At 60.5% G+C, this 14,855-nt stretch carries 13 protein-coding genes; 9 read left to right on the top strand and 4 right to left on the bottom strand.

The window, feature by feature from the left end; genetic code table 11:
• Window positions 1-8 precede the first annotated feature (8 nt).
• The 5 genes from QRN31_RS07250 (at window position 9) to QRN31_RS07230 (ending at window position 5,424) form a co-directional block, all read left to right on the top strand.
• The gene (locus QRN31_RS07250; RefSeq protein ID WP_285431073.1) at window positions 9-1,427 is read left to right on the top strand and encodes an oligosaccharide flippase family protein; all 1,419 of its coding nucleotides are present in this window, start codon (window positions 9-11) and stop codon (window positions 1,425-1,427) included.
• 29 nt (window positions 1,428-1,456) lie between these two features.
• Window positions 1,457-2,512 carry a UDP-glucose 4-epimerase GalE gene (gene galE / locus QRN31_RS07245; protein ID WP_285431071.1) on the top strand — a complete coding sequence of 352 codons (1,056 nt, stop codon included), beginning with the start codon at window positions 1,457-1,459 and terminating at the stop codon, window positions 2,510-2,512.
• Window positions 2,512-3,990, top strand: coding sequence for a family 16 glycosylhydrolase (locus QRN31_RS07240; protein WP_285431070.1), 1,479 nt, complete (start codon window positions 2,512-2,514; stop codon window positions 3,988-3,990). The genes galE and QRN31_RS07240 overlap by 1 nt, the downstream gene beginning before the upstream one ends.
• Before the next feature lie 104 nt (window positions 3,991-4,094).
• A complete protein-coding gene (locus QRN31_RS07235) occupies window positions 4,095-4,724 on the top strand; it encodes a hypothetical protein (protein WP_285431069.1) in 630 nt (209 codons plus the stop codon).
• Between the two features lie 19 nt (window positions 4,725-4,743).
• The gene (locus QRN31_RS07230; RefSeq protein WP_285431068.1) at window positions 4,744-5,424 is read left to right on the top strand and encodes a helix-turn-helix transcriptional regulator; all 681 of its coding nucleotides are present in this window, start codon (window positions 4,744-4,746) and stop codon (window positions 5,422-5,424) included.
• On the opposite strand, the gene betA is transcribed toward QRN31_RS07230, so the two are convergent.
• The 4 genes from betA to speB form a co-directional block, all read right to left on the bottom strand.
• Window positions 5,392-7,080 (bottom strand): choline dehydrogenase, encoded by a 1,689-nt coding sequence (betA, locus tag QRN31_RS07225; RefSeq protein ID WP_285431067.1) that lies wholly within the window; start codon window positions 7,078-7,080, stop codon window positions 5,392-5,394. The two genes, QRN31_RS07230 and betA, sit on opposite strands and share 33 nt — an antisense overlap.
• 2 nt (window positions 7,081-7,082) lie before the next feature.
• Window positions 7,083-8,651 (bottom strand): purine-cytosine permease family protein, encoded by a 1,569-nt coding sequence (locus QRN31_RS07220; protein ID WP_285431066.1) that lies wholly within the window; start codon window positions 8,649-8,651, stop codon window positions 7,083-7,085.
• 105 nt (window positions 8,652-8,756) lie between these two features.
• Window positions 8,757-10,265, bottom strand: a complete 1,509-nt coding sequence (locus QRN31_RS07215; RefSeq protein WP_285431064.1) for an aldehyde dehydrogenase family protein — start codon at window positions 10,263-10,265, stop codon at window positions 8,757-8,759.
• 27 nt (window positions 10,266-10,292) lie between these two features.
• Window positions 10,293-11,297: an agmatinase gene (gene speB, locus QRN31_RS07210; RefSeq protein ID WP_285431322.1), complete on the bottom strand. Its 1,005-nt coding sequence runs from the start codon at window positions 11,295-11,297 to the stop codon at window positions 10,293-10,295.
• Between the two features lie 151 nt (window positions 11,298-11,448).
• Between speB and QRN31_RS07205 the strand changes: the two genes are divergently transcribed.
• The 4 genes from QRN31_RS07205 to QRN31_RS31540 all read left to right on the top strand — a co-directional run.
• Complete coding sequence (locus tag QRN31_RS07205) at window positions 11,449-12,363, top strand: LysR family transcriptional regulator (protein ID WP_285431062.1); 915 nt, start codon at window positions 11,449-11,451, stop codon at window positions 12,361-12,363.
• A 56-nt stretch (window positions 12,364-12,419) separates the two neighbouring features.
• Window positions 12,420-13,928: a transcriptional regulator GcsR gene (gene gcsR / locus QRN31_RS07200; RefSeq protein ID WP_285431061.1), complete on the top strand. Its 1,509-nt coding sequence runs from the start codon at window positions 12,420-12,422 to the stop codon at window positions 13,926-13,928.
• A gap of 421 nt (window positions 13,929-14,349) precedes the next feature.
• Complete coding sequence (gcvH, locus tag QRN31_RS07195; protein ID WP_285431060.1) at window positions 14,350-14,727, top strand: glycine cleavage system protein GcvH; 378 nt, start codon at window positions 14,350-14,352, stop codon at window positions 14,725-14,727.
• A gap of 10 nt (window positions 14,728-14,737) precedes the next feature.
• Window positions 14,738-14,855, top strand: a 118-nt coding sequence (locus QRN31_RS31540) for a hypothetical protein (protein WP_502942459.1), incomplete at its 3' end; no start/stop codon positions are given.

The raw sequence follows: 14,855 nt of genomic DNA, 5'->3' as shown, positions 1-14,855 counted from the left end.
GTTCAACCATGGCCAATCATCGTCTGGTGACATTGATCTGGATCTTCACCGAGAAATTCGGCCTGATTGTCCTGTCCATGATCACCTTCGTTGTCTACGCCCGGCTACTGTCACCGGAAGAGCTGGGGGTGGGCACCGTGATCATCGCGAGTGTCGAGTTGATCGGCATGATCTACTCCTCGGTGCTGGAAGACCCGCTGGTACGGCTTGAACGCCTGGAAGACAAACACATTTCCACGGCGTTCTGGGCAGCGGTGCTAGCGAGCCTGGTGTCGATCGTCGTGATCTCGCTCGCGGCGATCGTGTATTCACCCTCCCCGGTACTGCGCTGGATGGTGGCGGTGGCCTCGGTGAAAATCCTGTTCACCATGATGGCGAGGGTCTACGTGGCGCAGATGCGCCGCAGCAGCAACTTCAAAATGCTGGCGTCGCGCACGTTGTTGGGCAAGGTGTTGGGCGGTGCCGGCGGTATTGCGGTCGCGCTTTGGGGCCTGGGAGCGTGGGCCGTGATTGCCCAGGCACTGCTCATGGAACTGGTTTCCATCATTGTGTTGATGCTCGGCGACCGGCGCCGAATCGCTTTTCACATTGACGGTGCGGTGCTGCGCGACCTGCTCAAATCCGGCTTCCCGGTGGCGATCAACGCGCTGAGTTCGCAAGCGTTGCAGCGCGGGGTCAATGTGGTGCTTGGCATGACCGCTGGTGCCCATGCCGTGGGCATGTTCAACATGGCGATGCGGATCATCGATCTGCCGCGTAGCGCGATCTATAACGGCTTGATGAGCTATGCGCTGCCGGTGTTCGCCCGGCGCAGCAGCGAGCCGTCGCGGCTGTTGGGGATCATCGGCGACTCGACGGCGGTCAGTGGCTTTCTGTTGACCCCGCTGTTCATCGGTATCGCGCTCACGGCCAGCGACCTCATCCTGTTGATCTTCGGCACCAAGTGGACCGAGGCCATTCCAATGCTGCAAGTGCTGGCCTGCACCGCGGCCATCGGCAATACCGCGATGTTCGCCACCACTGCGCTGGTAGCGGTCAATCGCAGCCACCTCACGATCAAGGCCGAAGTCGCCACCACGGTTCTGGCGCTGGCGCTGGTCTACAGCTTCGGCACCCTCTATGGCGGCATGGCCGCCGCGCTGGCACTGCTGGCGCGAATGCTGCTCATCACACCGCTGCAAATTCGAGGGTTGAACGCGGCCATCGGTTACGGCTGGCGGCGCTTCTTCGACTCCAACTACCGCAGCGTGATTGCCTCGCTGGTCATGGCCGCGACCGTGGTCTGGGTCTCCGGGCAATGGAGTTTCCAAGGCTATCTGCACCTGATCTGCAACATCGGCATTGGCGCCCTGACCTATGCCGTGGCCTATAGCGTGTTGCACCCGCGCTGGCCGCAAGAATTCAAAACGGTCTTCACCGCACACTGAATTCAGTCCCGAGACAGGAACACCTCACCATGCGCAAAACTACGCTGATCACTGGCGGGGCCGGCTATATCGGCTCCCATACAGCCGTCGCACTCATCAACGCCGGGCACCGCGTGCTGGTGCTCGACAACCTGTGCAACAGCTGTCGAGAATGCATTGCCCGCCTTGAACTGTTGACCCATACCCGCGTCGATTTCATCAATGGCGATATTGGCGACTCGATCTTGCTCGACAAGATTTTCAGTCGCTACGACATTGATGCCGTGGTGCATTTTGCGAGCCTCAAATCCGTCGAGGAAAGCATTCGCAAGCCGCTGGACTACTACGCCAACAATGTCGCCGGCACGTTGAATCTGTGCCGGGCGATGGCCAGGCATGAGGTATTCAACCTGGTGTTCAGCTCCTCGGCGACGGTGTATGGCGACCCCGTAAAAACCCCGATCCCGGAAGACATCGGCACTGGAAAACCGGTCAATCCCTATGGCCGCACCAAGCTCATGATCGAGGAATTGCTCACCGACCTGTGCTACGCCGATCCGCGCTGGAGCATTGGCCTGCTGCGCTACTTCAATCCGATTGGTGCCCATGAAAGCGGGATGATCGGCGAAGACCCCAGCGGCCGCCCGAACAACTTGTTGCCGTGCCTGACGCAGGTGGCGATTGGACGGATTCCCGAGCTCACGGTGTACGGCTGCGACTATCCCACGGTGGATGGGACCTGTGTGCGCGATTACATTCATGTGGTCGACCTTGCCCACGGCCACCTCAAGGCGCTGCAGGTGTTGCACGAAAAAGGCGGCGTCAACGCCTGGAATCTCGGGACCGGCGTTGGCTATAGCGTGTTGCAGATCATCCACAGTTTCGAAGACATTACCGGCATCAGCATCCCCTACCGTTTCGCCCCGCGTCGCGTCGGTGATATCGCCAAATGCTGGGCCGATCCCCGCAAGGCAGGACGTGAACTGGGCTGGACGGCACAACGCGACCTGGAACAGATGATTGTCGATACCTGGCGCTGGCAGTCACGCAATCCGCAGGGGTATCGGTCGCCTTGTGTCATACCGTCCTTGATGACGGTGAAATAATGCAGGGGGTCAGGGCCGGTCTGCTGGTGGTGCTGTTGTGGTGTGCGCTGGCCTGCACTGCCGCGCCACTGCCCTCCCGACCACCGGCGACCGGGCTGGTGCTGTGGCTCGACGCGGCCGACGCATCAAGCATGACAGTCGACGGGCAGAACCGTGTGCAGCTCTGGCGCGACAAGTCCGGCCTGGCCAATGACGCCACGGCAGACGATTCCGCCAAGAGACCGCAGCGGGTGGCGAACGCCCTGAACGGCCAGCCGGTGGTGCGGTTCAGTGGCGCTTCGGCGTTTCTTGGCAAAACCATCCGCCGTGAAAAAGGGCCGGTCACGGTGTTGATCGTGTCGCTTCGGCCGCCCGAACAGGCCAACGTCGGTCCCTGGCAACGGCTGTTCAGCTCTCGGCCACACACCGACAGCAACGATAACGTGTTGCCGAATTTCGCCATCAGCCTGGAACAGGACACCGCGTATGCGCCGACCATTTCCGTCCTGGAGCTTTACGATGTGCCGATTGGCCCGTATGCCGTCGGGCGCAACGCCATCGGCACCGCCGACAACTTTCGCGGCGACATTGCCGAAGTGCTCGTCTACGACCGGCCGTTTGCCTCTCTTGCGCAGCGCCAGCAAGCCTTTCAATACCTGGCAAACAAGTGGTCCGTTGCTGTCCCGCAACAAGCCGACACCTGGACCCGGGTCGGACCACTGGGCCCATTACCGAGCCAGACCGACGCCAACCTGCCACTGTCCGATCAGAGCAATACCGGCCAGTGGACGCTCGACACCAAGCTGTCTGACAACTTCAACGGCACAACCCTCGATCCCGCGCGCTGGCACGTCAACAATGCCATCGGCAACGAATCGCTGGGACGCAAACCGGCGCTGTTCAAGCCGGACAATGCCAGCGTCGAAAACGGCCACCTGAACATCGTCTTTCGCAAGGAAACCTTGCCGCAGAAATACGTCCAGCTGGGTTTCAAGGACTACACCTCTGCAATGGTCCGCACCAATGAGCGCGGTTTATATGGCTACTACGAAGCCCGCGCCAAACCGATGAACTCGGCAGGCTCCAGCGCCTTCTGGCTGGCGTGGACGGGCATGACCGACAACGCCACCGAAATCGACATCTTCGAAATCGGCGGCAAGACCAAAAACGCCGCCTTCGACCGTCTGTACAACATGAACGCCCACTTGTGGGCTACGCCGCAAAGTACCGAACATATCGCCAACGGCAGCACTTGGGTCGCGCCCTGGCGTCTGGCGAGCGCCTTTCATGTTTACGGATTCGACTGGCAGCCCGACACCTTGCGCTGGTACGTCGATGGCGTGCTGGTGCGGGAGTCGAAGAACACCCACTTCTTCTTCCCGATGCAGATTGTCTTCGACAGTGAGGCTATGTGGAGTTGGTTCGGCGTGGTCGACGATGCAGACCTGCCCTCCACTTTCAGCGTCGATTACGTCAAGGTCTGGCAACGCAGTCGATAAACGGCAGCACCGTTTATCTGCGTCTCTTCTGCACGCCCAATAAAAACATATTTATATGCTTTAATTGATATTGTCGAACAATCCCACGACCAGAGGGTGCCGTCATGACTATCAAGACCTTGGCTTTATTGCTGTTGGCTTTCTGCGCACAACCTGCCTGGAGCCAGACTCCCCCCGCCTCACCTCCGGCAGCCGATAGTGCTGCGCTCACCACACGACTGTCGATGCGCGACCTTTGGGTCGAGCATGTTTTCTGGATCAGGAATTACGCGATCGCCAACCAGGCCGCTGACAAACAGCAAGCCAAGGTCGCGGCTGACCAAGTCGTCGACAACGCCACAAAAATCGCCAACAGCCTCGCTCCGCTTTATGGGCAGCCTGCCGCAGACCAGCTGCTCAAGCTGCTTGCCGGTCACTGGGGCGCGGTGAAACACTACAGCGACGCCACCGTCGCCAAAGACACCAAAGGCAAACAAGCCGCCGTCACTGACCTGACCAGCAACGCCAAGGCCATCGCGGCATTCCTGGCCAAGGCCAATCCGAACCTGCCTGAAGCGACGCTAGTGACGATGCTGGCCGCTCACGGTGGCCATCATGTGACCCAAGTCGATCAACTCGCCGCACACGATTATGCCGGCGAAGCGAACACCTGGCAGATGATGCGCAGCCACGTGCTTGCTCTGGCGGACGCGCTGACGGCCGCCGTGGTCAAGCAGTTCCCGGACAAGTTCTGATCTCGCGCGAGGGCACACCATGCTTGAAGGATTGGGCCGAACACAGCAGGACTTGCTCAATGCGTTGCTGCACCATGCCGGAGGCATGAGCATTGATGAGTTGGCTGACCAACTGGCGGTCACACGCACCGCGATTCGCCAACATCTGGCGGCGCTGGAGCGTGACGGCCTGGTGCTGCGCGGCGAAACCCGGCCGACGGGTCGGCGTCCCGAGCAGTTGTATCGGCTCACCGAGCATGGGCAGGAGCAATTCCCGCGCCAATACCAGATGCTCGCCAGCGTGCTGATCGACGAAGTGGCCGACATCATCGGCCCCGACGCGCTGAAGACGCTGATGCGCAACATGGGCCGCAAACTGGCCCTGGACCGTGAGCACAAGGTCGTTGATGAAGCGCGGATCGTGCAACACATGAACCAGGCGGGCTACGAAGCCGAGGTGATCTTTCGCGCTTCGGACGCCCCGGAAATCGTCGCCCACAACTGCGTCTTCCACCGCCTGGCCGCGGCGCATCCGGTGGTTTGCGAGCTGGATCTGGCCTTGATCGGGGCGTTGGGCGGTGGAGACGTTGATCACACCGAATGCATGGTCCGGGGCGGCAACGTCTGCCGTTTCAAACTTCGCCCCCAGGCCGATGCTGATCGACCTGAGGGCGAACACCCGATTGCATCAGACCCGGACGTTACGTCCGGGCAACGATGACCGCTGGCGGGTTTCCCAATCCTGGACAAGACCGACCGGTGCGTCCGAGGCAGGCAGCATGTTGCGCCCGCGAACCAGATCGGAGGCCCGCTCGGCGAGCATGATCGTCGGTGCATTGAGGTTGCCGTTCGGCTCGGTCGGGAACACCGACGAATCGATCACCCGCAATCCCGCGATGCCATGCACACGCAATTCGGAATCCACCACCGCCATGTCGTCCTCGCCCATGCGGCACGAACCGCAAGGGTGGTACGTACTTTCGAGGTTCTCGCGGACGAAGGCGTCGATCTCTTCATCGGTGTTCACCGATGGCCCAGGCGCGATCTCGCCATCGCGGAAGCGATCCATCGCCGGCTGGCCGATGATCTCCCGGGTCAGGCGAATGCAGCGGCGGAAACCCTCGCGATCCTCTTCGCGTTGCAGGTAGTTGAATTGGATCTGCGGATGTTCGTAAGGATCAGCGGAGCGCGCCCGGACGTAACCACGACTCTTCGGTTTGTTCGGCCCGGTCAGCACCATGAAACCATGGCCTTTGATCGGCTTGTTGCCGTCATAGCGCATGGCCGCTGGCAGGAAGTGGAACTGAATGTCCGGCCAGCGCAGGCCTTTGTCCGAGCGGATGAAACCACCGGCCTCGAAATGGTTGGTCGCGCCGAGTCCATCCTTGAACAACAGCCAACGCAAACCAATCATCAGCTTGCTCAGAGGGTCCATTTTGCTGTTGAGCGTCACCGGTTCCTTGCAGCCAAACTGGATGTACACCTCGGCGTGATCCTGCAGGTTCTCGCCGACGCCCGGCAGGTCATGGCGCACCTCGATCCCGGCTTTGCGCAAGACGACCGCCGGGCCGATACCCGAGCGTTGCAGCAAGTGCGGCGAGCCGATGGGACCGGACGATATCAAGACTTCCCGGTTGCAGTAGACCTGATGGGTCTGGCCATCGTGGTCATAACTGATGCCCACCGCGCGCTTGCCTTCGAGGATGATCTGGCGGGTCATCGCGTGGGTGATCACAGTCAGGTTAGGTCGACCCATGGCTGGCCGCAGGTACGCGTTGGCCGTTGAACAACGCACACCATTTTTCACCGTCATGTGCATGGCACCAAAACCTTCCTGCATGTAGCCGTTGCAGTCCTCGGTCTTGATATAACCCGCTTCGGCGCCGGCTTCGACCCAGGCCCCGTACAACGGATTTTTCATGTGATTGCCGTTGGTGGTGTGCAACGGGCCGGTGCCGCCGCGATACCCGTCACCGCCCTCCTCGTAGTGCTCAGCGCGTTTGAAGTACGGCAGGCAATTGCGGTAGCCCCAACCCTGTGCGCCAAGAGACTCCCATTCATCAAAGTCATAGGCGTGGCCACGGATGTAGACCAGGCCATTGATTGACGATGAGCCACCCAGCACCTTGCCCCGTGGACAATGGATGCGACGCCCGTTGAGGTAAGGTTCGGGCTCGGTTTCGTAGCGCCAGTTGTACTTTTTGGTGTTCATCGGAATCGAGAATGCACTCGGCATCTGGATCACCACACTGCGATCGCTGCCACCGAATTCCAGGACCAGGACCGAGGTGGCCGGGTCTTCGCTCAGGCGGTTGGCCAACACACAACCTGCGGAGCCTGCGCCGATGATGATGTAGTCGTACTTTTGCGTAGCCATGATTATCTCCGGACCGCCGATTCGTTGAAAACGGGCAACGACGGTTTGGTCAAAGTGTCACCGGTGGTGTATTGCGGGCAGGTAATTTCGATGTGCTGGATCACCGCTTCTTCGCGCTTGAGGTCAATCGAGCGGCTGAACCAGTAGTACACCAGCCCCGACACGATCAGACCGACGAGCCAGGCGATGTCGATGCTGCCGAGCGCCTTGGCGAGCGGGCCGACATACACCTCACGCTGCTCGACGCCGTCGTAGATGTAGAAGAACGGGATCATCGAAATGAAGCCGATGGCATACGCAGCGATGCCGCGCAGGCCCCAGCTGCCGTAGATATTGCCGTGGGGCATGAAGAAGTGCGGGATGGCGTAGCGGCCCTTGCGGACGAAAAAGTAGTCGGTCAGGTTGACCGAAGTCCAAGGCACCAGGAAGTACAGCATCACGACCAGGTAGATGCCCAGCACCGACAAGCCTTTGCCCGAACTCTGGATACTCAGGGCGACCCCCAGTTGCAGCAGGATCACGAAGCAGATGGCCAGGATCCGCGCCTTGCGGGTCGGCTTGATGTGCTTGATCGAATCGACGCAGGTCAGGGTGGTCAGTTTCGCGCTGTAGATGTTCATCGCGATCACCGGCAAGAAGGCCAGGATCGTGACGACCACCACGGCGGTGCCCATCAGTGGCGAAACCGTGTTGCCGACTTGCCCAAGGGCTACCAGCACATCAGTGGAGTGCAGGTGGTCGGCCAGCCAGCCACCCACGGAAATCATCCACGCACCGGACAACGAGGCGCCGAGAAACACCACGGCGATCAGTTTTCCGCTGGAGGTGTTCTTGGGCAGGTAACGCGAATAGTCGGACACGTACGGGGCGTATGCGATGTTGTAACTGGCTGCGGCCGCGAACTGGGCGATGAAACCGGTCCAGTTGAAGCCCAACGGCGCGGGCGCCACTTCACCGGTCGCGAGCACCGGCGCCAAGGCGTCAGGCACCCAGCCCATCAACACCGCCAACGTCACAAGGCCATACAGAGGGAGCGACAGAAACAACGCCCATTTGAAGCTGCGGTGCATCCAGTCATGACCGAGGATTGCCAGTATTGCCGCCGGCACTGTCACGGCCACCGCCACCACAACGGGGTTGAAGCCGAAAAGCGTGTGCAGGCCCTGCATCATCAACACCAGGTTGACGATGTTGAAACCGGCGAACACGAACAATGTCGCCAGCAACACCAGAATCACACCCCGGTAACCAAACTGCGCACGAGACTGGATCATTTGCGGCAGGCCAAGGTGCGGGCCTTGCGAGCCATGAAAAGCCATGAACAGCGTGCCGAACATAATGCCCAGCGTGCCGGCGAGCGTGGTCCAGAGCGCGGTCAGGCCGACGCTTGGACCGACGAAGCCGATGGTCATGGTGAAGAACGTGAAATTGCCGAGGAACCAGAACGGGCCCTGGCTCGACAGTTTGTCGGTGCGCTCGTCCTCCGGTATGAAGTCGATCGAATGCGCTTCGACGATAGGTTTGTCGTCGAGGAGCGACATGTTTGGGGCGGCTTTGGCGTCAATGTTCATGATGTACTCTTATTTTTGGAAGATCATGACGAGATAACTGCATTCTTTTGAGTAAACGACGCACCTGTGGGAGCGCGCTCCCACAGGGGTTGAGTCAGCCATGACTCAGGGGAGCGTGATCCAGACCGCTTTGGTTTCGAGCAGGTAATCGAGCTGCTCCGCACCCAGGTCCTTGCCGAAACCGGACTGTTTGTAGCCACCGAACGGCATCGACGGGTCGAGGGTGCCATGGGCGTTGACGTAGACCGAACCCGCTTTCAGTTGCGGGATCAGGCGGTGCACCTTTCCAAGGTCATTGGAATACAGCGCAGCCGCCAGGCCGTAGGGTGAGTCATTGGCCAGGGCCAGCGCCTCTTCTTCATCGTCGAACGGTGCGGTCACCAGCACCGGGCCGAAGATCTCTTCCTGGACGATGCGCATGTCGTTGCGGCAATGGGCAAAAATCGTCGGTTCGACGAAGAAGCCAGGGCCCTCGACAGGCTGGCCGCCATAGACCAACTGGGCGCCCTCTTGCTTGCCGGTTTCGATGTAATCGGTCACTCGCGCCTTTTGCAACGCCGAGACCAACGGGCTGATAAAGCAGTCCGGATCCAGGCCCGGCGCAATCTTCAACGTCCGTGTGTAGGCGATCAACTCGCGCAGGAACTCGTCGTAGACGCTGCTATGAATATAGGCGCGTGTGCCGGCGTCACACACTTGGCCCGAGTTGAAAAACACGCCGTTGGCGATGGCTTGGGCGGCGGCTTTCAGATCGGCATCGGCCAATACGATTACCGGTGATTTTCCTCCGAGTTCGAGGGTGAGTCGCTTCATTTCGTCCAGCGCGGCGCGCCCGACGGTGCGACCGACCGGTGTCGAGCCGGTGAAGGTCAGTTTGTCGATGCCAGGGTGTGTGGCCATCGCGGCACCGACCACGCCACCGCACCCGGTGACGATGTTGATCACCCCGTCCGGGATGCCGGCTTCCTTCACCAGTTCGGCAAAGCGCAAGGCCGACAGCGAAGTCAGTTCGGCCGGTTTGACCACCACGGTGCAACCGGTGGCCAGCGCGGCACCCAGCTTCCAGGCCATGGTTTGCAGCGGGAAGTTCCACGGCACGATGGCGCCGACCACCCCTACCGCTTCCTTGCGTGTATAGGCCAGGTAATTGCCCGGCAGCGAGGGCTCGACGGTGCGCCCGTGAAGCTTGGTCGCCCAGCCGGCGAAATAGCGCAGGGTGTCGACTGTGCCCTGGATGTCAACATCCTTGGCGAACGCTGCGGACTTGCCCATGTCGATCGATTCGATTTCCGCCAGTTCAGCGGCGTTTTGTTCAATCAGGTCAGCCAGGCGCTGCATCATCCGCTCACGTTCCGCCGGTTTGGCCTGACGCCAGGCACCGCCGTCAAACTGGGCGCGAGCGGCTTGCACGGCGCGATCCAGATCCTCTGTCGTGCCCATCGGAATCCGAGTGATCAGGCCCTCGGTTGACGGCTCGATGACATCGGACGTCTGCCCGTCACTGGCTTCGACGAAGGCACCGCCGATGAACATCTTCTGCACTTTGCTCAGGAACGTCTGGGTGGCTTCGGATACACCGAATTTCTGCAAATACTGTTTAACGATCGCGTCCATTTTTGTTCTCTCTGTCAGGCGGTCTGGTCACGCCGAGGCCGTGGTGGTTTCGCTCATGACGTGTCGCGCCTGAGCCCGTTCGTGGAAGATGAAACCAATGCTGTTGAGCAGCAGTTGCGCCGCCAGAATCGAGGTCATGCCGGTAGGGTCATAAACCGGTGCGACCTCCACCAGATCCATCCCGACGATGTTTCCTTGGCTGCGTTTGGCCAGGGCCTGAATGATTTCCAGCACTTCGTAGTAGAGGAAGCCGCCATGGCTGGGCGTGCCCGTGCCGGGAGCGATGGACGGGTCGAAACCGTCGATGTCGATGGTGATGTAGTAGTTGATGTTCTGCGGGATCAACGCCAAGACACCGTCCACGCCGAGACGGCGCACATCGCGCACCGAGAGAATTTTCGAGCCGGCCGCGTGAGCCGCTTCGTAGTCATCGCGATTGGACGAAGACACGTTGCGGATGCCCATCTGGGTCATGCCGACAATGTGGTTCATTTCGGAGGCGCGGCGCAGTGGGTTGCCATGGCCGTAGCGGACGCCGTGGCGTTCGTCGACGAAATCCAGATGCGCATCGAAGTGGATGATGTGAATCGGGCCGCGGCCCTCGAAGGCCTTGATCACCGGGGCGTGAATCGAGTGGTCGCCCCCCAGCACCACGGGCATGACACCGGCATCGAGAATCTTGCGCACGGCGTACTCGGTATTCTCGTTACTGGTGACCATGTCGGTGTGCACGATGTCGGCATCACCGACGTCGACCATGCGCACGTCCGAGGCGGTCAGGTACATGACGTCATCTTCGTGGTCATAAGCGCCGGCATGGCCGAACGAAAACAGGGTCGATGCCTCGCGAATGCCGCGTGGTCCAAAACGTGCGCCGGAGCGCCACTGGGTGCCCATGTCGTTCGGTGCGCCGAGGATCGCGACGTCGGCGTCGAGCGCATCCCAATCGGTGCACACCGGGGATTTGGCAAAGGTGCAGTGGCCCACGAAAGGCAGGTTCAGGCGACCGGATTCATAACCGTTCTTCGACATTTCAGGCATCTCCAATTCTTGTTATCAGCAAGCAGTCGTGGAAGGCGACTGCTGTTGGAATGACTATGGGCGCAGGTTTTCGTGGAAAAAATGCTAAACATCAGATACTCATATCGGCATTACCGATGCATCCACACGCGGGAGGTTCAAGGTGATCCAGCTGCACGATGTCGATCTGAAACTGCTCAGGGTGTTTGCCACGATTGTCAGGTGCGGAGGGTTTTCCGCAGCCCAGGCGGCGTTGAATGCCGGCCAGTCGACCATCAGCGAACAGATGACCCACCTGGAAACAAGGCTTGGGGTCAAACTCTGCCAACGCGGGCGCAGCGGCTTTCGCCTGACCGAGCAAGGCGTGGCGATTCATGAGGCGACTCAACGCCTGCTGTCGGCGGTAGAAAACTTCTGCATGGATGCCGACGTGCTCAAACAGCACATCAGCGGCAAGCTGAATCTGGGGATCATCGACACCACCATCACCGATCCCGATTCACCGCTGCCGCGCACCACCCAGCGCTTCGTGTCGAGGGGGCATGACGTGCACCTGAACGTGTACGTCGGCACCCCGGCGGAACTGGAAGAACGCGTACTCGACGGCCGACTGCACCTGGCCATCGGGCACTTCCCGATCTACGTGCCGGGCCTGTTGCACTCGCCGCTGTATCAAGAGGCCCTGGGGTTGTATTGCGGGCGACGGCACCCGTTGTATGGCAGCAAGGCCGAGGGTGATGAACTGCTCGAAGAAATTGCCGCAAGCCGGATCGTCGTCCGGGGCTACATGCAGCAATACGACCTGGAACACCTGGGCGTGAGCAAGGCCGCGGCCACCGTGGACAACATCGAAGCGCTGGCGATTCTGTTGATTTCCGGCGCCTACCTGGGATTTCTGCCGATGCACTTCGCCGCCCAGTGGATCAAGACCGGCGAGATGCACCAACTGGCCCCCACCAGCCTGCAACTGATGTCACCGTTCGACGTGATCACTCGCCGAGGCACTGCACCGCCGCCGATCCTCCAGGCGTTTCTTGAGGATTTGGCCGCGTGTTCGCGCAGCGTCGGCAACACCTGACAGACTCGGCACAGGCCGGTCATACTCATTTTCATCCGCCAACTTGCAGGTCACCCATGCGCATCCATGTCACTTTCATCGACCGCGTCGGCATCACCCAGGAAGTGCTGGCCCTGCTCGGTGGGCGCAGTTTCAATCTGGACGCCGTCGAAATGGTGCCACCGAATGTCTACATCGACGCCCCGACGCTCGGTGCCGATGTCCTGGAAGAATTGCGCGGCGCCTTGCTTGATGTGAAGGGCGTGCAAGCGGTGACGATGGTCGACATCCTCCCGGGGCAACGCCGACGCCTGCAACTGGATGCCTTGCTCGCGGCCAGCGTCGATCCTGTGCTGGCGGTGGATACACGGGGCCATGTGCTGCTGGCCAATCCGGCGCTGATTGCACTGTGCGGACGGGAGCCGGCCGGTGAACCGCTGACGGCGCTGTTTGATGATCCTGCCTTGCAAAACACCCTGATCGAGCACGGTTTCCGTCTGCCCATGCATGAGGTCAGCCTGGGTGGCCGAACGTTGCTGTTGGACGCCATGCCGATTACCGACGCAGGCGCCCTGCTGACCTTGTATCAACCGAACCGCATTGGTGAACGCCTCTCCGCACTGCACCACGACCATGCCGAAGGCTTTGATGCGCTGCTCGGTGAATCGCCGGCGATCCGCACCCTCAAGGCCCGTGCCCAACGCGTGGCAACGCTCGATGCGCCTTTGTTGATTCAGGGCGAAACCGGCACCGGCAAAGAGCTGGTGGCCCGCGCCTGCCACGCCATCAGCACGCGACGTGACGCCCCCTTTCTGGCGCTGAACTGCGCGGCACTGCCGGAAAGCCTGGCCGAAAGCGAGCTGTTCGGCTATGCCGCCGGCGCTTTCACCGGCGCGCAACGGGGCGGCAAACTCGGCTTGCTGGAACTGGCGGACCAGGGCACGGTGTTCCTCGATGAAGTCGGCGAGATGTCGCCCTACTTGCAAGCCAAGTTACTGCGCTTCCTCAGTGATGGCTGCTTCCGGCGAGTCGGTGGGGATCGTGAGGTTCGGGTCAATGTACGGGTGCTCAGCGCGACCCACCGTGACCTGGAAAAAATGGTCAGCGAAGGCAGCTTTCGTGAGGACCTGTTCTACCGCCTCAACGTACTGAACCTGCAAGTACCGCCGCTGCGTGAACGCGGCCACGACATCCTGTTGATGGCCAATCACTTCATGCAGCAGGCCTGCGCGCAGATCCAGCGCCCGGTCTGTCGACTGGCCCCCGGGGCCTTCGCGGCGCTGCTGGGCAACCGCTGGCCGGGCAATGTGCGGCAACTGCAAAACGTGATCTTTCGTGCTGCCGCGATTTGCGAAAATCCGCTGGTGGACATCGACGACCTGGACATCGCCAGAACCGCCATGGAGCGCCAGAACGATGGCGAGGTCGGTAGTCTGGAGCAGGCCATCGAAGGGTTTGAAAAGAACCTGTTGGGGCAGCTTTACCAAAGTTATCCCTCCAGCCGTTTGCTGGCTGCCCGCCTGCAGACTTCACACAGCGCGATTGCCATTCGACTGCGCAAGTACGGCATTCCCTGCAAGACCTGATCGCTTAACCACAACACAATCCCTCGCCTGACACTTGCCCCTGTGGGAGTGAGCCTGCTCGCGATTGCGGTGTGTCATTCAACGTAAATTTCGCCTGCCACGCCCTCATCGCGAGCAGGCTCGCTCCCACCGGGACTGCGTGTCTATCAATCGATACAGTGTATCGAAATCAAGACAAAACCCTTGCAACCTGTCTGGCCCGGGGTTCACCCCCTCCTCCACGACTGCCTGTATTGATTTCAATACAAACCCATTGCCTCGAATCACCCGGCTTCATACCAAGCTATTGATTTAAATAGATAAAACAAGATTGGCACCACCCTTGCTATCAACCCTCAAGCCACGCTCGCTGCCCCGGCACGAGCCTTTCCATCGCTATCCGCCATCAGTAGCGGATGAGTCTGAACAATGAGGAGTTGATATGAGCGAATTGCGTTTTACCGTCGATCACGAATGGCTGCGCCTTGAGCACGATGGCCTGATCACCGTGGGCATCACCGCTTATGCCCAACAGGCCCTGGGGGATGTGGTGTTCGTTCAGGTGCCCGAATTGCGCACCTTCGGTGCCGGCGATGAAGTGGCCGTGCTGGAATCGGTGAAAGCCGCGAGCAGCGTGTACATGCCGTTGGACGGTGAAGTGGTCGAGGTCAATTCGACGCTGGAAAGCTCCCCCGAATTGATCAACGAAGACGCCCTGGGTGAAGGCTGGTTTTTCCGTATGCGCCCCAGCGACGTGGGGGCTTTGGACACCCTCCTCGACCAGGCCGCTTACGAGCGCCTGACCCACGACGACGCGTGAGGACTTCCGTATGACCCTCCTCCTCGACACCCGTAACGAATTCATCGTCCGCCACATCGGCCCACGCGCCGGGGACGAGCAAGCCATGCTCAACAGCCTCGGTTTCGACTCCCTGGAAGCCCTGAGCG

The sequence above is a fragment of the Pseudomonas sp. fls2-241-R2A-110 genome (genome assembly GCF_030209165.1).
Classification (GTDB): domain Bacteria; phylum Pseudomonadota; class Gammaproteobacteria; order Pseudomonadales; family Pseudomonadaceae; genus Aquipseudomonas.
The sequence above is the reverse complement of the archived record's forward strand: the minus strand, read 5'-3'. Positions and strand labels throughout refer to the sequence as shown.